The organism is Streptomyces sp. NPDC046909 (genome assembly GCF_040644695.1).
Taxonomy (GTDB): domain Bacteria; phylum Actinomycetota; class Actinomycetes; order Streptomycetales; family Streptomycetaceae; genus Streptomyces.
Genome location: NZ_JBEYXC010000012.1, coordinates 259997 through 282510, shown reverse-complemented (window position 1 = coordinate 282510; position 22514 = coordinate 259997). Strand labels below are relative to the sequence as shown.

At 69.6% G+C, this 22514-nt stretch carries 23 protein-coding genes and 1 pseudogene; 11 read left to right on the top strand and 13 right to left on the bottom strand.

Going from position 1 to position 22514, the window contains the following annotated elements; translation table 11 throughout:
• Positions 1-147 precede the first annotated feature (147 nt).
• The 3 genes from ABZ928_RS35240 to ABZ928_RS35230 all read right to left on the bottom strand — a co-directional run bounded on the left by ABZ928_RS35240 (position 148) and on the right by ABZ928_RS35230 (position 5969).
• Positions 148-3390 carry a S8 family peptidase gene (locus tag ABZ928_RS35240; protein ID WP_361527904.1) on the bottom strand — a complete coding sequence of 1081 codons (3243 nt, stop codon included), beginning with the start codon at positions 3388-3390 and terminating at the stop codon, positions 148-150.
• 284 nt (positions 3391-3674) lie between these two features.
• Positions 3675-4358, bottom strand: a complete 684-nt coding sequence (locus ABZ928_RS35235) for an ABC transporter ATP-binding protein (RefSeq protein WP_361527902.1) — start codon at positions 4356-4358, stop codon at positions 3675-3677.
• 132 nt (positions 4359-4490) lie between these two features.
• Positions 4491-5969 carry an ABC transporter permease gene (locus ABZ928_RS35230; RefSeq protein WP_361527900.1) on the bottom strand — a complete coding sequence of 493 codons (1479 nt, stop codon included), beginning with the start codon at positions 5967-5969 and terminating at the stop codon, positions 4491-4493.
• A gap of 150 nt (positions 5970-6119) precedes the next feature.
• Between ABZ928_RS35230 and ABZ928_RS35225 the strand changes: the two genes are divergently transcribed.
• The 3 genes from ABZ928_RS35225 (at position 6120) to ABZ928_RS35215 (ending at position 8044) form a co-directional block, all read left to right on the top strand.
• Entirely contained in the window at positions 6120-6671 is a 552-nt protein-coding gene (locus ABZ928_RS35225; RefSeq protein WP_361527898.1) for a hypothetical protein, read from the top strand.
• Between the two features lie 62 nt (positions 6672-6733).
• On the top strand, positions 6734-7246 hold the full coding sequence (locus ABZ928_RS35220; RefSeq protein ID WP_361527896.1) for a hypothetical protein: 513 nt from the start codon (positions 6734-6736) through the stop codon (positions 7244-7246).
• Between the two features lie 27 nt (positions 7247-7273).
• On the top strand, positions 7274-8044 hold the full coding sequence (locus tag ABZ928_RS35215) for an antibiotic biosynthesis monooxygenase (protein ID WP_361527894.1): 771 nt from the start codon (positions 7274-7276) through the stop codon (positions 8042-8044).
• A gap of 3 nt (positions 8045-8047) precedes the next feature.
• Here ABZ928_RS35215 and ABZ928_RS35210 read toward each other — a convergent pair whose 3' ends face one another.
• Positions 8048-8971 (bottom strand): helix-turn-helix transcriptional regulator, encoded by a 924-nt coding sequence (locus ABZ928_RS35210; protein ID WP_361527892.1) that lies wholly within the window; start codon positions 8969-8971, stop codon positions 8048-8050.
• 169 nt (positions 8972-9140) lie between these two features.
• On the opposite strand from ABZ928_RS35210, the gene ABZ928_RS35205 reads away from it, so the two are divergent.
• Positions 9141-10184, top strand: coding sequence for an NAD(P)-dependent alcohol dehydrogenase (locus ABZ928_RS35205; protein WP_361527890.1), 1044 nt, complete (start codon positions 9141-9143; stop codon positions 10182-10184).
• Positions 10185-10260: 76 nt separating this feature from the next.
• On the opposite strand, the gene ABZ928_RS35200 is transcribed toward ABZ928_RS35205, so the two are convergent.
• The 3 genes from ABZ928_RS35200 to ABZ928_RS35190 are packed head-to-tail and all read right to left on the bottom strand — an operon-like array spanning position 10261 to position 13354.
• Positions 10261-11295, bottom strand: a complete 1035-nt coding sequence (locus ABZ928_RS35200; protein ID WP_361527888.1) for an iron ABC transporter permease — start codon at positions 11293-11295, stop codon at positions 10261-10263.
• The gene (locus ABZ928_RS35195; protein ID WP_361527886.1) at positions 11292-12287 is read right to left on the bottom strand and encodes an iron ABC transporter permease; all 996 of its coding nucleotides are present in this window, start codon (positions 12285-12287) and stop codon (positions 11292-11294) included. The genes ABZ928_RS35200 and ABZ928_RS35195 overlap by 4 nt, the downstream gene beginning before the upstream one ends.
• Entirely contained in the window at positions 12284-13354 is a 1071-nt protein-coding gene (locus tag ABZ928_RS35190) for an iron-siderophore ABC transporter substrate-binding protein (RefSeq protein WP_361527884.1), read from the bottom strand. The genes ABZ928_RS35195 and ABZ928_RS35190 overlap by 4 nt, the downstream gene beginning before the upstream one ends.
• Before the next feature lie 93 nt (positions 13355-13447).
• Between ABZ928_RS35190 and ABZ928_RS35185 the strand changes: the two genes are divergently transcribed.
• Positions 13448-13831, top strand: coding sequence for a VOC family protein (locus ABZ928_RS35185; protein WP_361527882.1), 384 nt, complete (start codon positions 13448-13450; stop codon positions 13829-13831).
• Positions 13832-13847: 16 nt separating this feature from the next.
• Here the strand turns inward: ABZ928_RS35185 and ABZ928_RS35180 are convergent, their stop codons facing one another.
• Positions 13848-14282 (bottom strand): GNAT family N-acetyltransferase, encoded by a 435-nt coding sequence (locus ABZ928_RS35180; protein ID WP_361527880.1) that lies wholly within the window; start codon positions 14280-14282, stop codon positions 13848-13850.
• A gap of 305 nt (positions 14283-14587) precedes the next feature.
• Here ABZ928_RS35180 and ABZ928_RS35175 point away from each other — a divergent pair, with 305 nt between their 5' ends.
• Entirely contained in the window at positions 14588-15175 is a 588-nt protein-coding gene (locus ABZ928_RS35175) for a hypothetical protein (protein WP_361527878.1), read from the top strand.
• 22 nt (positions 15176-15197) lie between these two features.
• On the opposite strand, the gene ABZ928_RS35170 is transcribed toward ABZ928_RS35175, so the two are convergent.
• Positions 15198-16118: a DUF3152 domain-containing protein gene (locus ABZ928_RS35170; protein WP_361527876.1), complete on the bottom strand. Its 921-nt coding sequence runs from the start codon at positions 16116-16118 to the stop codon at positions 15198-15200.
• Positions 16119-16258: 140 nt separating this feature from the next.
• Here ABZ928_RS35170 and ABZ928_RS35165 point away from each other — a divergent pair, with 140 nt between their 5' ends.
• The 3 genes from ABZ928_RS35165 to ABZ928_RS35155 are packed head-to-tail and all read left to right on the top strand — an operon-like array spanning position 16259 to position 19235.
• Positions 16259-16990, top strand: a complete 732-nt coding sequence (locus tag ABZ928_RS35165) for a response regulator transcription factor (protein WP_361527874.1) — start codon at positions 16259-16261, stop codon at positions 16988-16990.
• 56 nt (positions 16991-17046) lie between these two features.
• Positions 17047-18618, top strand: coding sequence for a HAMP domain-containing sensor histidine kinase (locus tag ABZ928_RS35160; RefSeq protein ID WP_361527872.1), 1572 nt, complete (start codon positions 17047-17049; stop codon positions 18616-18618).
• 32 nt (positions 18619-18650) lie between these two features.
• Positions 18651-19235 (top strand): hypothetical protein, encoded by a 585-nt coding sequence (locus ABZ928_RS35155; RefSeq protein WP_361527870.1) that lies wholly within the window; start codon positions 18651-18653, stop codon positions 19233-19235.
• A 10-nt stretch (positions 19236-19245) separates the two neighbouring features.
• On the opposite strand, the gene ABZ928_RS35150 is transcribed toward ABZ928_RS35155, so the two are convergent.
• Positions 19246-19860: a hypothetical protein gene (locus tag ABZ928_RS35150; RefSeq protein WP_361527868.1), complete on the bottom strand. Its 615-nt coding sequence runs from the start codon at positions 19858-19860 to the stop codon at positions 19246-19248.
• A 49-nt stretch (positions 19861-19909) separates the two neighbouring features.
• Here ABZ928_RS35150 and ABZ928_RS35145 point away from each other — a divergent pair, with 49 nt between their 5' ends.
• Positions 19910-20455: a GNAT family N-acetyltransferase gene (locus ABZ928_RS35145; protein WP_361527867.1), complete on the top strand. Its 546-nt coding sequence runs from the start codon at positions 19910-19912 to the stop codon at positions 20453-20455.
• Positions 20456-20522: 67 nt separating this feature from the next.
• On the opposite strand, the gene ABZ928_RS35140 is transcribed toward ABZ928_RS35145, so the two are convergent.
• The 3 genes and pseudogenes from ABZ928_RS35140 to ABZ928_RS35130 form a co-directional block, all read right to left on the bottom strand.
• Positions 20523-20861 carry a hypothetical protein gene (locus ABZ928_RS35140; protein WP_361527865.1) on the bottom strand — a complete coding sequence of 113 codons (339 nt, stop codon included), beginning with the start codon at positions 20859-20861 and terminating at the stop codon, positions 20523-20525.
• Entirely contained in the window at positions 20858-21379 is a 522-nt protein-coding gene (locus ABZ928_RS35135; protein ID WP_361527863.1) for a DUF6232 family protein, read from the bottom strand. The genes ABZ928_RS35140 and ABZ928_RS35135 overlap by 4 nt, the downstream gene beginning before the upstream one ends.
• Before the next feature lie 337 nt (positions 21380-21716).
• Positions 21717-21843 (bottom strand): annotated as a pseudogene (locus tag ABZ928_RS35130) (DUF4291 domain-containing protein); the annotation flags it as partial.
• A gap of 148 nt (positions 21844-21991) precedes the next feature.
• Here ABZ928_RS35130 and msrA point away from each other — a divergent pair.
• Positions 21992-22504 (top strand): peptide-methionine (S)-S-oxide reductase MsrA, encoded by a 513-nt coding sequence (gene msrA / locus ABZ928_RS35125; RefSeq protein WP_361527861.1) that lies wholly within the window; start codon positions 21992-21994, stop codon positions 22502-22504.
• The last annotated feature ends 10 nt before the right edge of the window (positions 22505-22514 follow it).

The following is a 22514-nucleotide window of genomic DNA, read 5'->3' as shown; positions in this document are numbered from 1 at the left end:
CGTCCGCAGCCCTCCGCAACCCCGACTCGGCCGTTGGATCTCAGTTCGACTTCAGCGCCGCGAGGAAGGGCGCCCGGGCGCCCGGCGGCACAGACGAACGGCCCGCCGGAGGTTTCCCTCCGGCGGGCCGTTCGCCTTATGTGCGGACTACTTGCCGTAGTACGCGTTGTAGATCGAGACCGTCGACTTGTTGCCCTTCTTGTCGGTGATCTTGGCGTGGAAGGAGATGGCCTTGCCCTTCTCCGGGTTCTTCACGGTGATCTTGCCGTCCTTGACCGTGACCTTCTTCCAGGTCTTGCCGTAGTCGTAGGACACGTACACCGTGAGGGACTTGAGGTTCGAGCCCTTGGCCGCGCCCTCGACGGTGAGCGGGATCTTGACCGTCTCGCCGGCCTTGACGCGGCTGTCGAGGCCCGTCTTGGCGTTGAAGCGGACCGTGGAGACCGGCAGCGAGGTGACGTCCGCGGTCTTCTTGGAGCGGAAGGTGAAGCTCGTGTCGATACGGGTCGACGCGGCCGCCACCTTGACGCTCCGCTTCACGGACGACGTCAGCTTGTACGCCGCGTCACCCGCAGGCACCGTGAACGGCTCGCCGAAGAACGGGTCCTTGCTGGAGGCGATCTTCGTGCCGTTGCGGTACAGCTCCGTCTTCACCGAGGTGAAGTCGGACGACCCGGCGTGGCCGTAGCCGTCGGCGAACACCGGCAGATAGCCGTAGAGGTAGTTGCCCTCACGGAAGACGCCGTAGTCCTTGTTGAGGTGCGGACCGAAGACCGCGGTGTTGAAGGTCTTCGAGTACTTCTTGCCCGCCTTGAAGAGCTGCGGGTCGCCCAGCGTGTAGTAGGCGTCCGAGATCGGGAAGCCGTCCGCGTCCTTGCCGGTGATCTGCGCGTAGTCGAACGTCCACTTGATCTTCTCGGTCGTCGAGACGTACACCGTGCGCGTGCTCGGCACCGCCTGCTCGATCGAGGTCCCGAAGACGACGTCCTCGGGGAAGACACCGATCGGGGTGAGCGCGCCCGTCTTGCCGGCCGCGGCCGCACCGAGGTTGTTCTTCACCGTGGCGAGCTCGGACGCCTTGAAGTGGCGGACCTTGTCGCCCTGGATCTTCTTGACCTTCGCGGTGGTGGCCACGTCGTACTCGGTGCCCGCACCCTTGGTCCACTGGCCGCTCCAGGTCTGGGTCAGACCGGTGGAGACCGCCGCGCCGAGGGGCGCCATGCGCAGGTTCTCGAAGGAGTCCACCCCGAGGCCGATGCCGATGGCCGCGGGCTCGTAGAAGTACGAGCTCATGACCGACGCCGGCTTGGCGGCGGCGTCCGGCACCGTGATGTCGGCCGACTTGGTCTTACGGGCGTCGATCGTCACCGAGACGTTCTTGGTGACGCTCAGCTTCGGCTGGACGACCCAGTCGATGCCGCCCTCCAGGTTCACCCAGTCCTTGGCGATCCACGCGTCCAGCAGGTAGTTGCCCTTGGGCAGCCGCATCTTCACGGTGCCCGACTCGTCGATCGTCACCTGGTAGATCCGGTCCGTGGCCAGGCTGGAGTAGCCGGCCAGGATCGTGTTGTAGTCGGCCGTCGGCTTCCCGTCCTTGCCGATGTGCGTGACGGTGACGTCGTACGACTCCACCTCACGGTTGACCGCCGCGGCCGTACGGACCGTCTGGCCGCCGCCCGTCGCCGTCACATACGAGGAGTAGTTGCCGTCGACCGTGCCGCCGAGCTTGCTGTTCACGGTGAAGCCGACGGAGGCCTTGCCGCCCGCCGGGACCGTCACCGAGGTGGCGGCCAGCTTGAAGAAGCCCGCCGGAGCCGCCGCGCCCTTGGGGTTGGTGGCCGTCGAGGACAGCTTCAGCGTGACGTCCTTCGTACCGAGGTTGCGGTACGTCAGCTCCTTGGTGACCGGCTTGTCATCGGTGTGCGGCCACTGCTGCGTACCGAAGCTCACCGACACCGGGTCGGCGATCACGGTCTGCTTGATGGCCTTGTCGACCTGGATCCGGCCCGAACCCTGCTCGAACGGGGTGTACTTGCCGCCCTTCGTGGAGCCCGTGAGGGCGCCCTTCAGTTCGGTGTACGTCCAGTCCGGGTGCTCCTGCTTCAGGATCGCCGCCGCGCCCGCGACATGCGGGGTCGCCATCGACGTACCGGAGATGGTGAGGTAGCCCTCCGGCTTCTCGCCGACCTCCTGGTCGATGACGCTGCCCTTGGCCGCGGCCGCCGTGATGTCCACGCCCGGCGCGGTCACGTCCGGCTTGATGGCGCCGTCGCCGATGCGCGGGCCGGTGGAGGAGAAGAAGGCGAGCTTGTCCTTGTCGTCGACGGCGCCGACGGTGAGCGCGGCGTCCGCGCTGCCCGGCGAACCGACCGACTCCGGACCGGAGTTGCCCGCCGCGATCGCGAAGAGGATGCCCTTCTCGGCGGACAGCTTGTTGACCGCCGCCTCCAGCGGGTCGATCTCCGGGGTGTCCATGCCGCCGAGGCTGAGGTTGACGACGTCGGCGCCCTGCGCGGCCGCCCACTCCATGCCGGCGAGGATGCCGGAGTCGTCACCGGAGCCGTTGTCGTCGAGGACCTTGCCGTTGAGGATCTTCGCCCCGGGCGCGACACCCTTGTACTTGCCGCCCGACTTGGCGCCGGTGCCCGCCGCGATGGACGCGACGTGCGTGCCGTGACCGAAGTGGTCGGTGGCGTCGGCGGCCGTGGAGAAGTTCTTGGCGTCGATCACCTGGTCCTTGAGGTCCGGGTGAGTGGCGTCGACACCGGTGTCCAGGACGGCGATCTTGACGCCCTTGCCGTCGTAGCCGGCCGCCCAGGCCTTCGGGGCGCCGATCTGCGGGACGGACTTGTCGAGGCTGGCCTTGCGGACACCGTCGAGCCAGACGTGCGCGACACCGGCCGCCGTCTTGTCGCCGTTGGTGACCGCGTCCCACAGGTCGGGCGCGTCGGCGGCCGGGGTCTGCACCGCGTCCGCGTTCAGCGTCTTCAGGGTCTGCCGCAGGGTGCCCGCGTCCCGGACGTCGTCCTTGGCCGCGGTGGCCGCGCCCTGGTAACCGACGATGACCTTCAGACCCTTGGCCTGCGACTTACGGGTCGCCGACTTGTTGAGCTCGGTGACGTCGAACAGCCGCTGGTCCAGCTTGCCGGAGGCGACCAGACGGACCGCGTCGGCGGGTATCACCAGGGTGTGGCCGTCCGCCTTGCGGATCTGGAAGGGTATGTGTTCCCGCCCCTTCGCCCGCTCGACACCGACAACGTTCCCCTTGGCGTCGACGGCGACCCGGTCACCCGTGATCAGGGTGATGCGGTGCTGAGCGGTGAACGGCGATGCGGACCAGCCCGCGGGCTGTGCCTGAGCCTCCGGCTTCGCCGACGCCGGGCTGGTCATGCCCGCCGCGAGAGCGACCGCTGCTGCCGTGGCAACGCTGGCAGCACAAACTCTTTTCACTTGTCTGCGCAAGTTTCCCCCTTGCAGAAGGTCCAGGTGAATTTCCCCGTTCACCCGGCCGGGGGCGGTCCCGTACGCCTGCGCGTGCACCCCCCGGAATACGCAGTATGCCGGGGGGTGATCAGGCACCTCAATAGACAGGTGACGCACAGCAAAGGACTGTTACGAGCCGGTCATATACCGGCGCGCGCACGGTCGTCGGAACGCGTTGAAACGCGTCGAAACTACGAACTCGCGTTCTCCTTGACCGTGATCTTCCCCTTGCGGATGGTCGCAAGGCGCGGGGCCTTCTTCGCGATCGCAGAGTCGTGCGTGACCATGATGAAGGTCAGCCCGAGCTCCTTCCACATGCGTTCGAGTACGTCCATGATCTCGTCGCGCATCGACTCGTCGAGGTTGCCCGTGGGCTCGTCGGCGAGCAGCACCTTGGGGTTCTTCACGAGTGCGCGGGCGATCGCGACGCGCTGCTGCTGACCTCCGGACATCTCACCGGGGAGGTGTCCGAGGCGTTCGCCGAGGCCGACGGACTTCAGCGCCTCGGCGGCCCGTTCGCGGCGCTCCTTCACCTTGACGCCGAGCGGTACGAGAGCCGTCTCGACGTTCTCCTGTGCGGTGAGCGTCGGGATGAGATTGAAGGACTGGAAGACGAAACCGATGTTCTCGCTGCGGACCTTGGTGAGCTTGGCCTCGGACAGCTTGGCCAAGTCGGTGCCGTCCAGGACGACTTCGCCGCCGGTGGGGCGGTCGAGGCCGCCGAGCATCTGGAGCAGGGTGGACTTGCCGCCGCCGGTGGGGCCCTGGATGACGAGGCGGTCCCCGTCGGCGATGGTGAGGTCGATGCCGGCGAGGGCGTCTACGGTTTCCTTGCCTCGGGTGTAGCGCTTGGTGACGCTTTTGAGTTCGTACATGGTGGGTGGCTCCTGTTGTTGGTCGGCTGCGGGCCGGCGGGGGCTTGTCGCGCCCACGCGGCGGAGCCGCAAATTGACAAGGCCCCGCGCCCCTTAAAGCCCTCGTGCGGCCGTCGGCCGAAAAAGTGATCGCTACTCGACGCGGCGCAGTGCGTCCGCCGGGCGCAGCCTCGACGCCCGCCAGCCACCGAACGCGCCCGCGATCAGGCCGCCCGCCACCGCGAGCCCCACCGCCGTCGCGATGGTCGTCACACTGACCGGAGCCGTGAGCGCGACCTCCAGGGACTGCGCTGCCTGGCGACCGGGACCGCCGCCCATGCCACCGCCGCCGGGGCCGCCGCCCATACCGCCGCCACCGCCACCGGTGCCACCGCCCAACTGGGCTTCCAGCGTCGGGCTGATCGCGGTGACGACGTACGCCCCCGCGAGTCCGAGCGCGATACCGAGCGCACCGCCGACGAGCCCGTTGACCATCGCCTCGCCGACGACCTGCCGGGTCACCCGGCCCGAACGCCAGCCGAGGGCCTTGAGCGTGCCGAACTCGCGCACGCGGCGGGACACCGCGGAGGAGGTGAGCAGACCGGCGACGAGGAACGCGGCGACGAGCACCGCGATGGACAGCCACTTGCCGACGTTCGTGGCGAGGGAGGAGGCCGTGGAGAGGGAGCCGGAGACGGTGTCCGCGAGGTCGGCGGAGGTCGTCACCGTCGTACCCGAGATGTTCTTCTGGATGGTCGACTTGACGGAGTCGATCTTCTGCGAGTCGGTCGCCTTGACGTAGATCGTGGTGACCTTGTTCTTCGAGTCGCTGAGCGTCTGCGCCTGCTGGAGCGGGATGTAGAGGTTGGCCGCCGCGTCACCGCTGCTGGCGGTGGCGATGCCGATCGCCTTGTACTTGACACTCTTGATGGTGATGGTCGAACCGACCTTGTACTTCTTCTCCTTGGCGTACGCCGAGTCGACCACGACGACCTTGGCGTTGGTCTCGGTGGTCTTGAAGGTACGGCCGCTGGTGATCTTCGAGGAGGTCAGCGGGCCGAGGGCCGGCTCGGTGACGTCGGTGCCGAAGACGGAGTAGTTGTTGACGTCGAAGTTGGCGCCGCCACCCTGTACTTCGCCCTGCGGCTGGCCGGTGCCGCCGCCCGCTCCGCCGGGGCCGCCCTGCTGGCCGCCGTTGTCGTTCTGCTGGAACTGGCCGCGGGTGAACTGACCGCTGACCTTGATGACCTGGAGGCTCAGCCCGCCCACGGCGTCGGACACGCCGGACTGCTTGCCGACCTTGGTGACGGTCGAGGTCGCCAGGGTCTGGAAGCCCTGGACCATCACACGGTCGCTGCTCTGCTCCTCGTCGGAGTCGCTGTCCTGTGCGTCGAAGTTGAAGCGCGGACGCTCGGAGCTGTTGGCGCTGGGCGCCGCGGCCGCCTTGGTGACGGTCATGTCGGTGCCCAGTCCGTACAGCGACTGGAGCACCTTGTCCTGGGCCTTGCCCATGCCGGACGACACGGAACTGACCACGATGACCAGCGCGATACCGAGCGCCAGCCCGGAGGCGACGACGAGGGCCGCCTTTCTGCGGCGGCGCAGCTCGCGCCTCAGGTAGGTGAAGAACATGCCCGCAAGGTAGGGACGGCGCGTGATGACTGGATAAGCCTGAAATAAGAGAACGATGAGAAGGCTGTACGTGGGCCAGGGGCGAGCCCGGATGAGGCTGTCAGCGGGGGTGCGCGTAATGCCCTCAGGGGGATCGGGAACGGGGTCGGTATGGGCAGTTCCGTCAGTCAGATCGTGATCGCGGTACTTGGCATCGGCGGCACCCTCGCCTCCGGCCTCCTCACCCAGCGCAGCGCCAACCGGGCGAGGGACCGCGAGTGGCAGCACACCCGCCAACTCCAGTCCGACGAACGCGAACACGCCGCGCGCCAGACCCGCCTGGAGGCGAGACGTACCTGCTACGGCACCCTCAACGCCGGCACCAGGGACCTCCTCAACGTGATGACGAAAATCCTCCACGCCCTGGAACGCGACGAGGTCACCGACGACCTCCGCGCCGACCTCGACCGGGCCCGCCGCGACCACCGCCTCCGCCACGCCGAGGCCACGATGCAGCTCCCCGACCCCGTGATGGCGGCGGCCAGCACCGCCAACCGCCACCTCGGCGACCTCTACGGCCTCCTCATGCGCCTCGACACGGGCACGGCGGAACAGGGCGAGGACACGGCGTCGGCGCGGGAGCGGATGAACACCGTGTGGGACGCGCTGTGGACCATGCGCCATGTGATGCGCGTGGATCTCGGGATCACGGACGCCGAGTGAGGGCAGGCTGGGGGCCGACAGGTTCTTCGGGTTCTTCGAGCGGCACTGTGAGGATGTGCGAAATGGCAAGCAACCAGGCCGGCTTGGTCTCCCGCCTGCGCGACCGTCGCTTCAACGGCTATCTGGGGGTGAAGCTCCCGCACCCCCTGGACGCCGAGGTCGAAGCCGTCGTCCTCGCTTATATGGGAGGGACCGCCGCCGGACGGGAGGGCATGCTCGATGCGGTGGGCGACCGGACTGCCGGGGTCCTGAGCGCCTACGGACAGCGCATGGCGTCGATGGCGGTTCGCACCGGGGCCCTTACCGATCTGCGGCGCGGGGTTGTCGGCGTAGGCATGGCAGAAGGGCGACTTCAGGACTACCGCGACAACCTGTTCGTGCTCTCCGCCATCAATGACAGCGCCTCTCTGATCGGCACTTCACTCGGCAAGGTCATCGACGGTCTGAAGGATCTCCTGCCACCTGCCGGGCTGGCGGCTCTCCGCGCATTCGATCGGCGCGTAGAGAGGGACAAGTCGCTCGAAGCCTTCGGGCTCGGACGGTCAGGCACCGGAGAGAGCTTCCTCTACGTTTGAACCGCACTTCCGTGCTTGTGTGGGGGCATGACGGCTCACACGGTGGAATACATCCGGTACCGCATCCCTGAAGACCGTTCGGCGGAGTTTCTCGCCGCCTATACGCGGGCCGCCGCGCAGCTCGCGGTGGCGCCGCAGTGTGTGGACTATGAACTGGCGCGCTGTGAGGAGGACTTCGCGCACTACGTCCTGCGTATCACCTGGACCTCTACCGAGGATCATCTGGAAGGGTTCCGGGAGTCGGAGCTGTTTCCCGACTTCCTCGCCGAGATCCGGCCGTACATCGCCGACATCGAGGAGATGCGGCACTACAAGCCGACGACGGTGCGGGGGGAGGGGGCGGCCGTGCCGACGTTGTATGCGTGGGCGGGCGGGGCCGAGGCCTTCGGGCGGTTGACGTCCGTGTTCTACGAGAAGGTGGTCAAGGACGAGCTGCTGGCTCCCGTCTTTGACGGGCTCGCGCCCGAGCATGCCCAGCATGTCGCGCTGTGGCTCGTCGAGGTGTTCGGTGGGCCGCCCGGGTACTCCGAGACGCAGGGCGGGCACGGGCACATGGTCGCCAAGCACATGGGGCGGGGGATCACCGAGGCGCAGCGCCGTCGGTGGGTGAATCTGATCCAGGACGCCGCCGACGAGGCCGGTCTTCCGACCGACGCCGAGTTCCGGTCGGCGTTCCTCGCGTATGTGGAGTGGGGTACGCGGCTCGCCGTGTACTTCTCCGGGCCGGACGCCAAGCCGCCGGCCGAGCAGCCGGTGCCGCGGTGGGGGTGGGGGGCCGCACCGCCGTATCAGGGGTGACGGTCAGCCCTGCGGCGCCGCCGACCCCTTACCCGCCCTGGTCGCGTCCGTGCCCCAGCTCGCCAGCAGGCGGAGCGCCTCCGCCGAGGGGGAGTCGGGTTCCGCGTGGTAGGTGATCAGGGTCTGTTCGCTGTCGTCGGGGAGGCGGAAGGACTCGAAGTGGAGGGAGAGCTCGCCGACCAGGGGGTGGTGGAGGCGTTTGACGCCGTAGCCCTTCTCCTTGACGTCGTGGGTGGCCCACAGGCGCCTGAACTCCTCGCTCTTCACGGAGAGTTCGCCCACCAGCGCGGACAGCCGCGGGTCGTCGGGGTGGCAGCCGGCGTCCATGCGGAGGAAGCTGACGATGTCGGTGGCCTTCTGGTCCCACTCCACGAACAGGTCCCGGTATTCCGGGCGGAGGAAGACCATCCGGGCCCAGTTGCGGTCCTGCGGCGGGAGTTGGGACCAGTCGCCGAAGACCGCCGCGGCCATCCGGTTCCACGCGAGGATGTCCGAGCGCCGGCCGCCGATGTACGCGGGGATGCCGTCCATCGCGTCCAGCAGGTGCAGCAGCGGGCCCCGGGCCTGCTGGCTGCGCCCGGCCGGCTTCTTCTTGTGCTGCTTCGGCTTCGCGAGGTGCGTGAGGTGGGCGTGCTCGGCGTCCGTGAGGCGCAGGGCGCGGGCGATCGAGTCGAGGATCTCCGCGGAGACGTTCCGGCCGTTGCCCTGTTCGAGACGCGTGTAGTACGCCACCGAGACGCCCGCCAGCTGCGCCAGCTCCTCGCGCCGCAGCCCCGGGACCCGGCGGTGCCGCCCGAAGACCGGCAGCCCCACGTCCTCAGGGCGCAGCCGGGCCCGCCGGGTGCGCAGAAACTCGCTGAGCTCGGCACGCCGGTCCAGAGCACCGCCGGGCGTGGGCTCCTGTACGGGTTCGGGGCGTTGGTCCATGCCTCAAGTATTCACGGTCGTACGCTCACCATCCTGACCCCGCCAGTAGTAGGAACAGTGGACGTAGGCAGAGGCGTGACCTGGGTGAACGGCCCCGGCTCCGGCAAGCTGGTCGTCGTACCCGGTCAGAAGGCGGCCGGGTGCGACACCACGCTAGGAGAACCCCGGCATGACCACCGTTGCTGCGTACGCCGACCCCGCCGCGAAGGCTCCGCTGGAGCGCACCACCATCGAGCGACGCCCGGTCGGCGAGTACGACGTCCTGATCGACATCAAGTTCGCCGGTATCTGTCACTCCGACATCCACCAGGCCCGCGAGGGCTGGGGCACCGCCATCTTCCCGATGGTCCCCGGCCACGAGATCGCGGGCATCGTCTCCGAGGTCGGCCCCGGCGTCACCAAGTACGCCGTCGGCGACCGGGTGGGCGTCGGCTGCATGGTCGACTCCTGCCGCGAGTGCGACAACTGCAAGGCCGGCCTCCAGCAGTACTGCACGGGCGGCGGCATGACCGGCACGTACAACGCCGTCGGCAAGGACGGCGAGCCCACGTACGGCGGCTACTCCGAGAAGATCGTCGTGGACGAGAACTACGTCGTCCGCATCCCGGAGGGCCTCTCCCTCGACGAGGCCGCGCCGCTCCTGTGCGCCGGCATCACCACGTACTCCCCGCTCAAGCACTGGAACGCCGGTCCCGGCAAGAAGGTCGCCATCCTCGGCATGGGCGGCCTCGGCCACATGGGCGTCAAGATCGCGCACGCGCTGGGCGCCGAGGTCACCGTCCTCTCCCAGTCGCTGCGCAAGAAGGACGACGGCCTGAAGCTGGGCGCCGACCACTACTACGCCACCAGCGACGAGGAGACCTTCAAGGAGCTCGCGGGCACCTTCGACCTCATCCTGTCCACGGTCTCCGCGCCCCTGAACCTCGACGCCTACCTCTCCCTGCTCAAGACGGACGGTGCCTTCGTCAACGTCGGCGCCCCCGAGGAGCCCGTCAAGCTCAACCTCTTCTCCGTCATCGGCGGCCGCAAGACCCTCGCCGGCTCCGGCATCGGCGGCATCCCGGAGACCCAGGAGATGCTGGACTTCTGCGCCGAGCACGGGTTCGGCGCCGAGATCGAGCTGATCCGCGCCGACGAGATCAACGAGGCGTACGAGCGGGTGCTGGCGAGCGATGTCCGGTACCGGTTCGTGATCGACACGGCGACGATCTGACGCCGACGCCATAAAGCCTGTCCAGCTGGACAGGCCCTGTCACCGAGGGCCCCGGAGCCGCACTGCTCCGGGGCCCTCAGCGTGCCGTCTCCGTGCGGCGGCCCAGCAGCCACAGGAGGTACGGGCCGCCGACGAGGGCCGTGAGGGCGCCGACCGGGATCTCCAGGGGCGGTACGAGGGTGCGGGCCGCGAGGTCGGCGGTGACGAGGATGACGGAGCCTGTCAACGCCGTGTTGAGCAAGGGGAGTTGGGGGGTTCTGGTGAGTCTTCGGGCGAGTTGAGGGGCGGTGAGGGCGATGAAGCCGATGGGGCCGGCGGCTCCGGTCGCGGTGGCGGCGAGGGTGACGCCGAGGACGGTGAGGGCCAGGCGTGTCCGGTCCACCCGTACGCCGAGTGCGGCGGCGGTGTCCGGGGCCAGGCCGAGGGGGCGTATCGCGCGGCTCGCCCAGGTGAGGGCGGGGAGGGACAGGAGGAGTACGGCGGCCAGGGGCCCCGCCTGTTCGTAGCCGCGGCCGTTCAGGCTTCCGGTCAGCCACAGCTTGATCTGCTCGGCCGCCTCCAGCTCGCTGTCCGTGAGGTAGAGCTGGACGACGGCCGACAGCGCCACCCCGATTCCTACGCCGGTGAGGACGAAGCGGCTGGGCTGCATGCCGTGGCGCCAGGCGAGGGCGTAGACGAGCGCGGCGGCCGCGAGTCCGCCGGTGACGGAGATGAGGGGGAGGGAGCCGGGGGTGGTGACGGCCCCGGTGGCCAGGGCCAGCACGGTCGCGGCGGCGGCGCCGTGTCCGACGCCGATCACGTCGGGGCTGGCCAGGGGGTTGCGGGTGACGGTCTGGATCAGGGCTCCCGACAGTCCCAGGGCGGCTCCGACCAGGGCGCCGAGGACGATACGGGGGACGCGGAGTTCTCCTACGACCAGTTCGTGCGGTCCTGTTCCGGTGCGCAGGGTGTGCCAGACCTCGGCGGGGGAGACGTACGTCTGGCCGAGGCAGGCGGAGGCGAGCATGGCTGTCGCCAGGAGCAGGAGGAGTACGACGGCCACGGCGGCGGAGCGGCGGTGGAGGACGAGGGACGTGGTGGGGGTGGGCCGGAGCACGGTCCGTGTCGTCATACGACCGCGCCTCTCCGTCGTACGAGAACCACCAGCACCGGCACCCCGACCAGTGCCGTCATGACCCCGGCCGGTACCTCCGCGGGGGCCCGCACCACCCGGCCCGCCACGTCGGCGCCGAGCAGCAGTGCGGCTCCGAGCAGGGCGGACAGGGGCAGTACGGCGCGATGGCCGCCGCGGACCAGGCGGCGGGCCAGGTGCGGTACCGCGAGGCCGACGAAGGCGATGGGGCCCGCCGCGGCGACCGCCGCCGCCGTCAGCAGCGTCGCGCCGAGTGCCGCGGAGGCCCGTACGAGATGCACTCGGTGGCCCAGCGCGCGGGCCGTCTCGTCGCCGAGGGCCAGGGCGTCGAGGCCGCGTGCGCAGGCCAGTACCAGGACGGCCCCCGTGCACAGGAACGGCAGCATGCGTACGACGGTGTCGGCGTCGCGGCCGCTCAGGGCGCCCACCTGCCAGAAGCGGAACTGGTCGAGGGTGGCTGAGCTGGAGGTGAGGACGACGGTCGTGCCGCCGGCTGTCATCGCCGAGAACGCCGTGCCGGCCAGGGCCAGTTTCACGGGGGAGGCGCCGTCCCGGCCGCGGGCGGCGATGGCGTACACCAGGCAGGCGGCCGTGATGGCTCCGGCGAAGGCGTACCAGACGTAGCCGGAGAAGCCGTTCGCGAGGCCGAGGGCGATGGCGATGACGACGCCGGCCGCCGCGCCCTGGCTCAGGCCGAGGATGCCGGGGTCGGCGAGGGGGTTGCGGGTGACGCCCTGGAGCGCGGCGCCCGCGAGGCCGAGCGCGGCGCCCGCCGTCAGGCCGACCTCGGTGCGGGGGAGGCGCAGGGAGCGTACGACCAGGGCGTCGGGGGAGCCGCCGGCGTGGAGGAGGGCGTCGAGGACGGCGGACGGGGGGATCGGGCGGGTGCCGACGGCGAGGCTGAGGAGCGCCGCGGCGGCGACCGCGAGGACGGCCGCCGGCCAGGCGAGTCGGGCGGTTCGGGTGGTCACTTGCCGATGTGCTCGGCGAGTTGTCGTACGACGAGGCGCGCGGCGGTGGGGCCCGCGTTGAGGTACCAGGGGTCGTCGTCGACCTGCACGGCGTGGCCCGCCTTCACGGCCTTCATGGACTTCCAGAGCGGGCCGGCGAGGATGCTCGCGGCGTCGGTCTTCTTCGCGTCGCCCTGGACGGAGTAGAAGATCCAGTCGCCGTCGGCGGTGTCGACGCTCTCCGGGCCGATGTCCTCCGAAATGGCGTTGAACCGCTGGGACTCGGGGCGGGAGAGGCCCATGTCGACGGCGATCGAGCCGGTGAAGGAGGAGACGCCGAACATACGGGTGCGGTCGGGGGTGAAGCGGACCATGGAGACGGTGGGGGCGGTGTCGGTCGCCTCGCCGTCGATCACGTCACCCTTTTTCTTGGCGTCGGCAACGATGTCATCCAGCAGGGACTGGGCCGCCTGTCCCTTGCCGACCGCGTCTCCGACCAGCAGCAGATCGCGCTTCCAGTTGATGCCGTTGCCGGCGGTGATGACCGTGGGGGCGATCTTCGACAGCTTGGGGTAGAGGTCGCCGAGGGAGTCGTTGGCGAGGATCAGGTCGGGCTTCGCGGCGGCGAGGGATTCGAGGTTGGGGGCCTGGCGGGTGCCCGCGTCGGTCATGGCGGCGAGCTTCGCCTTGTCGGCCGGGAAGGCGTCGGCGAGGTAGTCGGGGACCAGGCCGGCGTTGTCGGCGCGGGTGGTGGCGGTGGGGACGACGCCGAGGGTGAGCAGGTCGTCGAGCTGGCCGGTGCTGAGGACGGCTATCTTCTTCGGCTCGGTCTTCAGGGTGGTCTCGCCCTTGAAGTGGGTGACCGTGCGGGGGAAGGTGCCGTCGGTGTCCTGGTCGGAGCCCATGCCGTCGGTGAGGGTGCTGGGGGCGGCGGAGGGGCCTTGGTCTCCCGAGGCGCCGATGACGTTGTTGCGCGAGCTGTCCTGCTTCTTCGCACTGTCACTGCCACTGTCAGTGGAGGAGCAGCCGACGAGCAGCCCTCCGATGACGGTGGTGGCCAGGAGGGCCTTGATTCTCAGTGCGCGCACGACTGCTCCGGTGGGGGTGCTGTGGGGGGTGTTGCTAAGGCAAGCCTCACCTTATCTGGTGCCGGAGTATGTTGGACCGTGAGGAGGCCCACGATGACCGTCGAGCTGAACCACACGATCGTCTCCGCACACGACAAGCACGCGTCGGCCCAGTTCCTCGCCGACCTCCTGGGACTGAAGGTCAGCCCCCAGTACGGCCCGTTCATCCCGGTGGAGATCCCCAACGGCGTGACCCTCGACTACATGGACACCACCGACCCCATCACCCCGCAGCACTACGCCTTCCTGGTCTCGGAGACCGACTTCGACACGATCTTCGCCCGCGTCCAGGCGCGGGGTCTGACGTACTGGGCGGACCCCTTCCACCGCCACGAGGGCGCCATCAACCACAACGACGGTGGTCGGGGAACCTACTTCGACGACCCGAACGGCCACCGACTGGAGATCCTGACCAGGCCGTACGGCAGCGGGAGTTGAGGTCGGGCGTCAGGCGTCACACGTCGGCGACGCGGTACACCGTCGACCGGCGGGCATGGAAACCGAGCCGCTCGTAGAGCCGGTTCGCCGCTTCCCGGTCCGGCCGTGACGTCAGGTCGACGGTCCGGGCACCCGCCTCGCGGGCGATCCGCAGGGCCTCCTGGATGAGGAGCCCGGCGATGCCCCGGCCGCGCGCGGCATCGTCCACGACGACGTCCTCCACGCGCCCGCGCAGGCCGGACGGCAGCGGCACCAGCACGAGGGTCAGGGTGCCGACGATCCCCTCGGCGGCGCGGGCGACGAGCACGGTGTTCACGTCGCTCGTGACCAGCCGCTCGACGGCGCCCCGGTCGAGCGGATTCGCCGTCGCCGAGAGCTGGGGTAGCAACCGGGCGAAGGCGTCCAGGAGTTCCTGGCTTGCCTGATGTGCGATCTCTACGCGGACGTCCATGCCGGGAGCCTCCGCAGTGATGGGCGCGCTTGTCAAAGACCGCCCTGGGTGGGGGCCTGACCGAATCGGCGCGAGGTGAACTGCAAGGCCCCCGATCCCGTAATGGCCCTGCTCGAACGCGGCTGACGATCTACGCTGCTGCCCGATGCCGAGGTGGGGAACGGGTGGTGCGGGTGGGGGCGATGGTGGGTCGGTGGGCTTGGGGTGGGGTTTCGGTCGGGGTGGTCTCGGGGGTGTTGGTGCTGGCCGGGTGTGGGTCCGGGGGTGACTCCTCGGCCGAGGTGGCCGTGGTGAAGGCGGAGCCGTTGAGTGCGGCGGAGCTTGAGAAGGCGACGGTCGCCTCCTCGGACCTCGCCGGGTACGGCATCGAGAAGGTGCTGTCCGCCACGGCGGCGTCGCGGCGTACCGCTGATCCGGCCGAATGCACGCCCGTCGCCCAGGCGTTGGGGGGAAGCAGTGGGTACGACGCTGTCGCGCGGGTGGGGCGGATGGTCTCCTCGAAGGAGGACAGCGGGTCCGGGGCGCACATGATTCTCTCGTCGCACAGGGACCAGGACGCCGCGAAGGTGATCGCCGAACTCCGTTCCGCCGCTGAGGAGTGCGAGGCCTTCGAGGACGTCACGGCGGAATTCGCCTACGAGGACGTCGAGTTGCGGGACGACCCCGGATACGGTGACGAGTCCGTCTCCGTGCGGCTCACCCAAGTCGTGCCGGACACCGGGGACGAGGAGCCCATCCGGGTTCCCTACACCGTGCTGGCCGTGCGGCAGGGGGCCACCGTCGCCATGTTCACCGAGTTCAACCGGCCGCGTGGGGCGGAGGGTTCGGAGCCGGCCGTCGTGCCGGAGGCGATCGTCGAGGCGCAGGTGAAGAAGCTGACGGACGCCGGGTGAGCGTGATGGGCGGTCGGCGGGGTCAGGGCGCGGCCGGGCCGGTGATGGGGTTGCCCTCGGCGTCGTAGGGCCAGACGTTGGGGACGCAGCCCTTGAGGCCCTTGATCTGCTGCATCATCGCCGGGGCGGGCTTGCCGGGGCCGGGGCAGGTGACGTGGTTGTGGCCGAGGAAGTGGCCTACCTCGTGGTTGATGATCAGGCCGCGGTAGGTGCGGACGTCGTCGGCGTAGTACTTCGTGGCCAGCTCCCAGCGCTTGAGGTTGACCATGACGTTCGTACCCACGCTGCAGTTGTACTCGCCCCCGGTGTCCAGCCCCTGCGTCGCGCAGATCCGGTCGACGGTGCCCGGGGTCGCGACCTTGACGACGAAGTCGGCGGCCCCGGACGAGATCCGCTGGAAGGAGTGGATGCCGTCCGCCGTCCAGCCCCGGGGGTCGGCCAGGATCGCGTCCACCTGTTCGGCCACGTCGGAGGTGGAGAGGGCGAGGCCCGTCTCGACCTCGACGCGGTAGCGGCGCAGGGACTTTCCGGCGCCGACCTTGGGGCTCCCGCCGGACGCGGTGACGAAGGTGCCGGGGCCGTTCGCGGGGATGGTGGGCGTGGAGGTGGAGGAGGGGGAGGAAGAGGGGGACGGGCTGTGGGTGGGGGTCTGGGAGGGAGAGGGGGAGGTGGAGGGGGAAGAGGCGGGGGCGGGTTTGGCGCGCTGGGTGGAGCTGGTCGCGGACGGGGTCTTCCTCTCCCCGGCCCCCGTCTTCTCCCCGGCCTCCGTCTCCGTCTTCACCGGCGACGACGAACGGTCCACGGCCACGAACCCCGCCGCGCCCAGCACGGCCAGCGCGGCCAGGCCCGCCCAGACACGCCCTCGTGGGTGACGGCGGCTGCGGGTGCGCCTACGACCACCGCTACGACGGGATCGGGAGGCTTTTGCTTTGTGCGCGGTCATGGTGGGACAGGTTGTGACCGCCATGTGATCGGACCTGGCCCAGATGATAACGAGACGATAACGAAGGGGCCGATGGAGGCCAGTGTGATCATCCGGTAACAGATTCCCGAACGGACGTATGAAATCCGGATACTGAGCCCATGCCACGAGTTCTGCTCATCGAAGACGACCGCGCCGTACGCGAAGGGGTCGCCCTGGCGCTGCGCCGTCAGGGCCATGAGGTCGCCGCCGCCGCGAGCGGGGAGGACGGCATGGCGCACCTCACCACCTTCCGGCCCGACGTCGTCGTCCTCGATCTGATGCTCCCCGGCATGACCGGCCTCGACGTGTGCCGTGGCATCCGTTCCGTCGACCAGACCCTGCCCATCGTCATGGCGACCGCGCGCGGCGACGACGTCGACATCGTGGTGGGACTGGAGGCGGGCGCCGACGACTACGTCGTCAAGCCGGTGAAAGCCCATGTGCTGAACGCCCGTATCCGGGCCGTACTGCGCCGGGCCGGCGGGACGAACGGAACGGGTGGGGTCGGTGGAGTGGGTGGCGTGGGTGGAGGGGACGGTGGATTGCCCCGGATCGACACCCACGGCGACCTGGCCATCGACCGCGCCGGGCTGACCGTCACCCTCGCCGGTACGCCGGTCGCGCTCGCCCCCTCCGAACTCCGGCTCCTGCTGACCCTCTCCGCCTCGCCGGGGCAGGTCTTCAGCAGACAGCAGCTGCTGGAGGCGGTCTGGGAGCACAGCTATCACGGGGACGCCCGGCTGGTGGACGCCTGCGTCAAGCGACTGCGCGCGAAGATGGGGGATCCGCCGCGCGATCCCCGCTACATCCAGACCGTGCGCGGCTTCGGTTATCGGTTCGCGTCGCGGTGAGGGGTGTACGGCGGCCGGGGTCGGGGATGGGGATGGGGCCGGGGGCACGTACGGGGATGCGGCTGCGGCTTTCGGGGCGGGGGCTTTCGGGGCGAGGGTTGCGCAAGCGGCTCGGGATCCGGATTCCCGTACGTGGCCTGCGGATACGGCTTGTCGTCGCGTTCGGGCTCGTCGCCGTTCTCGCCACCACGACGACCGGCGCCCTGACCTTCAGGGAGGCCCGCAACGGCGTCCTCAAGCAGAGCCAGGACACGGTGATCGCCCAACTCCGGGGCCAGGTCGGCAGGTTGGCGCCCGACCTGAGCTATCCCCCGAGCCGGCCGGCCCTGCGCCAGTTCGCGAGGGACGTGGCGGGCGCCGAGGCGTCGGGGACGTGGCGGGTCATGGTCACGTACGACGACATCGCCGAAACCTCGGTCCCGGGCGACCCGTTCGATGAACTGACGCCGGACGTGCGCGCGGCCGTCGACTCCAAGATGGCCACCGTGTTCCAGCGGGTGCGCCATGACGGACGTACGTCCCTGGTCGTCGGCATGTCGATCCTCTTCGCCGCACCGCCCGGCGGCGCGCCCGTGCAGACCGGGATCCATGTCTTCCTCACCGTGCCGCAGACGAGCGAACAGGCCGCAGTGGACGCCCTGGTCACCGCCGTGGAGCGGGCGACCGTCCCGGCTCTCGGTGTCGCCGTCCTCCTCGCCCTCCTCGCCGCGCGGGGCGTACTGCGGCCGGTCCGGGCCCTGCGCGGCGCGACCCGCAGCATCGCCGAGGGGCATCTCGACACCCGGCTCGACGTCAACGGCTCCGACGAACTCGCCGATCTCTCCCACACGTTCAACGAGACCGCCGCCGCGCTGGAGAAGTCCGTCGCCGAACTGCGCGCCATGGAGGCACGGGCCCGGCGTTTCGTCGCGGACGTCTCCCATGAACTGCGCACCCCGCTCGCCGCGATGTCGGCCGTCACCGACGTCCTCGACGAGGAAGCCGCCCACCTCGACACCGACACGGCCACCGCGGTACGGCTCATCAGCGAGGAGACCGTCAAACTCGCCCGTCTCGTCGAGGACTTGATGGAGATCTCCCGCTTCGACGCGGGCGCGGCGGAACTGCACCTCGACGAGATCGACCTCGCCGAGTCGATACGCCGCACGATCGCGTCCCGCGGGTGGGCGGACGCGGTGGAGACGGAACTGCCGGGGCCGGACGAGCTTCGGGGGCGGGTGGATCCTCGGCGGCTGGATGTGGTCGTGGCGAATCTGGTGGGGAACGCGTTGCGGCATGGGGGGCGGCCGGTGCGGGTGCGGTTGGTGGGGAGTGGCGGGGATTCGGAGGTGGGGTCGGAAGTGGGCTCGATGGCGGGGTCGGCGGTGAGGTCCGTGGTCATCGAGGTGGCGGACAGCGGGCCCGGGATTCCCGAGGACGTGCTGCCGTACGTCTTCGAGCGGTTCTACAAGTCGGACAGCGCGCGGACCCGTACCGAGGGCAGCGGGCTGGGGCTGGCGATCACCGAGGAGAACGTACGGATGCACGGCGGCACGATCCGCGCGGCGAACCGGCCGGCGGGCGGCGCCGTGTTCACCGTAGAACTACCGCTGAGACGTGATGAGTTGACGTCGGAAGGGGTGTCGTGAGACGGGTATCGAGGCGCCCGAGGCGGGTGTGGGTGCGGGTGCTTCGGGTCGGGGCGCTGGCGATCGTGGTGGGGTGTGCGCTCACCTCCTGTGACATCCCCGCGACCGGGGTGGTGGAGGCGGGCGGGCCCGCGAGCGGGGTCCCGGCGACCACGCCGGTCTACTTCGTGCGGGACGGGGCGCTGGTCGTCGTACCGCGGACCGTTGCCCAGGCCGGTGATCTCACGGCGGCCGTCGAGACGCTGTTCCAGGGGCCGACCTCGCAGGAGCGGCGGAAGGGTCTGGGCACGCTGCTGCCCCCACTGCGCCCGGACATATGGAATTCGGCGACGGTCTTGCCGACCCCGGCGGAGGCGGTGGACTCGGCGGAGCCGACGGGGTCGGGGGAGCCGACGGAGTCCGCCAAGGGGGTGGAGGTGACCGGGTGGGACGGTCGGGTGTCGGTCGAGCTTCCCTGGTACGGGTCGTTGTCGTCCCTCGCGGTGCGTCAGGTGATCTGCACCGCCGCGCGGGCGTATCTGCTCAGCCGGCAGGATCTGGACTCGACGACCGTCACGGTGAACGACACGAGGGGGCAGATCGCGAAGGGAACCGACGAGCACTGCCCCGATCTGTAGCGTGCGCAGGTCATTTGGGCGGGCGGCGGGTCCACAGGGTCAGGTCGCTGCTGGTGGCTACGGCGAGGGTCTGTCCGGAGGGGGAGAAGCCGGTCGCGCGGAGTTCGGAGTAGTGGGAGTGGAAGACATGCCACCACCGCTCGCCGTGCGGACCGGGGTGCGGCAGTCCGCTGCCGTGGGAGAGCAGCACCCGCTCGTTGGGCCAGGCCGGGGCGACGACGTCGACGGACCAGCCGTCACCGCTGGTGGAGTTGAGCCCCCCACCGAACAGCCCCGCGACGGCGACCCTGGTGCCGGCCAGCGGCCCCGGCCCCGGGTACGTCAGCTCGGGCGCCGCCCCTTCCGGTCCGTCCTCGGGATAGGGATCGGCGTCCGGCTCCCGGGCGACCCGCTCCCCGGTGACGGCGTCGAAGAGGCCGATCCCGTTGTGGGACACGACCATCACCAGATCATGACCGGTACCGGGGTGCGACCCGAACCCGATCCCGAGGAGACCGCCGACCGGTGCGCAGGGTGCGAAGACCGGCCGCCAGGGTGCGGGGGCGGGCAGTACGGGGACGGCCAGGAGCCGTTCGCGGAGGGCTTGTTGGTAGGGGGAGAGGGCAGCGGGCGTTTTGTCGGTCACGCTTCCATGATCCCTGGGCCTTCGGGCGATCGTTCGGCACGATGGTCCGATGCCGCAGCTGATCAGTCCTGACGTGTCCGTGCAGGTGTCGTTCGTCGAAGCCATGGCCGAGTTCCGGGCCGAGGGGCGGGGCGGTCCCGGTGACGAGTCCGCGGAGGGCCGGTTCCTTCGGGAACACTCCGCCGCGCAGCACGACCCGCTCGCGTTCGCGGCGTACGTCGAGACCGTCCGAGCCGCCCAGGCCCGCGACGACGTCCCGGGCGCCGATGTCCCCCGTACCGACCTCTGGTTCGTCGAGGGCGCTACCTACCTGGGCAGACTCATGATCCGCCATGCCCTGACGCCCGAGTTGGCGGAGTGCGGCGGCCACATCGGCTACAACGTGCGCCCCTCCGCCCGGCTCCGCGGTCATGCCGCCGCGATGCTCCGGGCGGCACTTCCCGTGGCACGCGATCTGGGCGTCACCTCCGCACTGCTCACCTGTGACGCGGACAACCATGCGTCGAGGAAGGTGATCGAGGCGTGCGGAGGTGTCTTCGAGGACGAACGCGCCGGAGTGCTGCGTTTCTGGCTTGCCACGGCGCCTGGCGCTTAGCCGATCGGTCGCTCAGATGCTTACGCGCTTGGGCATTTCGAGGTTCAGGAAGTGGGCATTTCGGGGTTCAGGAAGTGCCCAGCAGTGCCCTGATGGCGAGGATTACCGGTGCTCCCGTTTCTCCGATGACCGTGGCGATTCCGGCGATTCCTCGGAGGAGTTTGTTGAAGCGTTCCTCGGAAGGGCCCTCGTTGAGTTCTTCGACGGAGGCGTCGACCTCGGCTCGGTCGCTCTCGTCGAGATGCGGCCTCAGCTTCTGGATTTCCCTCAGCAGTTCGTCGATCGCGCGGGTGTCGGGCTCCGGGCCCCGCACGTTCTTGCCGCCGGCCACGATGTCTCCGGAGCCGGTGTGCTCGGCCTTGCCGATGCTGCCGGCGCCGTACTGCTGGATGTGGTCGCCGCTCATGACGCCACGATGTTGCCGGAGCCGTTGTGGGTCGCCTTGCCGACGCTTCCGGCGCCGTACTGCTGGATGAGGTCTCCCTGCACGGCGTGCTGCACGTTGTACGTCACCTGGGCGATGTCCGGGTGGCCGATGGCCTTGGTGATCTCGATGACGAGGTGCTCGATCTCGGCGGGGTCGGTGGACCACACGGCGTCGCGCTGCGTACCGGAGGTGTTGAGGACCAGGCCGTACAGGGTCGGCTTGCCGAGGGCGTTGACCAGCCGCCAGACCAGCAGTGCCTCCACCGCGAGCCAGATCAGCGTGCCCGGGGTTCCGCCGCCGGCGGCCATGAAGGAGCCGAACACCAGGAGGATGAGCGTCCGTACGATGAATTTCTTCCAGGCGGCTTTCTTGTCGACTTCCAGCCTGCGTTGTCCGACGTGCGAAATGTTGCGCAGCGGATAGGCCTCGCCGGCCACCCATAGAACGCCTTCGTTCACCCGGACCTGAACCGCTGAGTGTTGTGGTGCCACGGTCATCCCCCTCTGCCTGATATCGACCAGTTCGATATCGGCCTTTCTGGCGTCGGCACAAACAGGCCGACAAGCCGCGACCGTAAGCGGAAGGACAACAACTCCGTGCGCGATGACCGCTTTTAGCTCAAATTGATCAGTCTGAGGTTCATTGCGGTACGGCTTACTTCGCGGAATTTACTGGAGGTGCGCGAGCAGCTCCTCCGCGGTGGGGTAGGGGCGTTCCTGCGGCAGCAGTCGCGTGGCGGATGGAGACTGTCCACGGGGGCTGGAGGCGCAGGTCCGGTGCCCCGGCCTTCCTTCGTGCCCCAGCCGCAGCGACGCACCATCTGGTGCGCCTCTACGCCGCCGGGAAGCGGCCCTCCTGCGTGGCGGGCAGGCCGAGGGCCGGGGAGTACGCCTGACAGACGGTGATCGTGGATTCCGAATGGACCGCACCGATCACGGATCCTGTGTCGCGGTTCTTCCATGGCGTACAGCGCGCATTCCCTGGCATACAGCGTGCGGGCCTGGAATCGCCCGGCACCCTCGTACGTTGAGGGGGGTGGGCCCGCCGTGCCGGTGGTGTGGGGGCGGACGTGGCCCGAGTGATCGAGCAGACTGGAGATGGAGGCCGTGATGGCTGGGCAGACGCAGAGGGCCGTGCTGGCGGGCGGGTGCTTCTGGGGCATGGAGGAGCTGATCCGCCGCCTCCCGGGCGTGACGGCGACCCGGGTCGGCTACACCGGCGGGGATGTGCCGAACGCGACGTACCGCAATCACGGCACGCACGCGGAGGCCATCGAGATCCTCTACGACCCCGCGCAGACCGATTACCGCGCGCTCCTGGAGTTCTTCTTCCAGATCCACGACCCGAGCACCAAGAACCGCCAGGGCAACGACATCGGCCTCAGCTACCGCTCGGCGATCTACTACGTCGACGACGAGCAGAAGCGCATCGCCGAGGACACGATCGCGGACGTCGACGCCTCCGGCCTGTGGCCCGGCAAGGTCGTCACCGAGGTGGAGCCGGTCGGCCCCTTCTGGGAGGCCGAGTCCGAGCACCAGGACTACCTCCAGCGCTACCCCGACGGCTACACCTGCCACTTCCCGCGGCCGGGCTGGCGACTGCCCGCCCGCACCGAGGGCTGAGCCCGACACA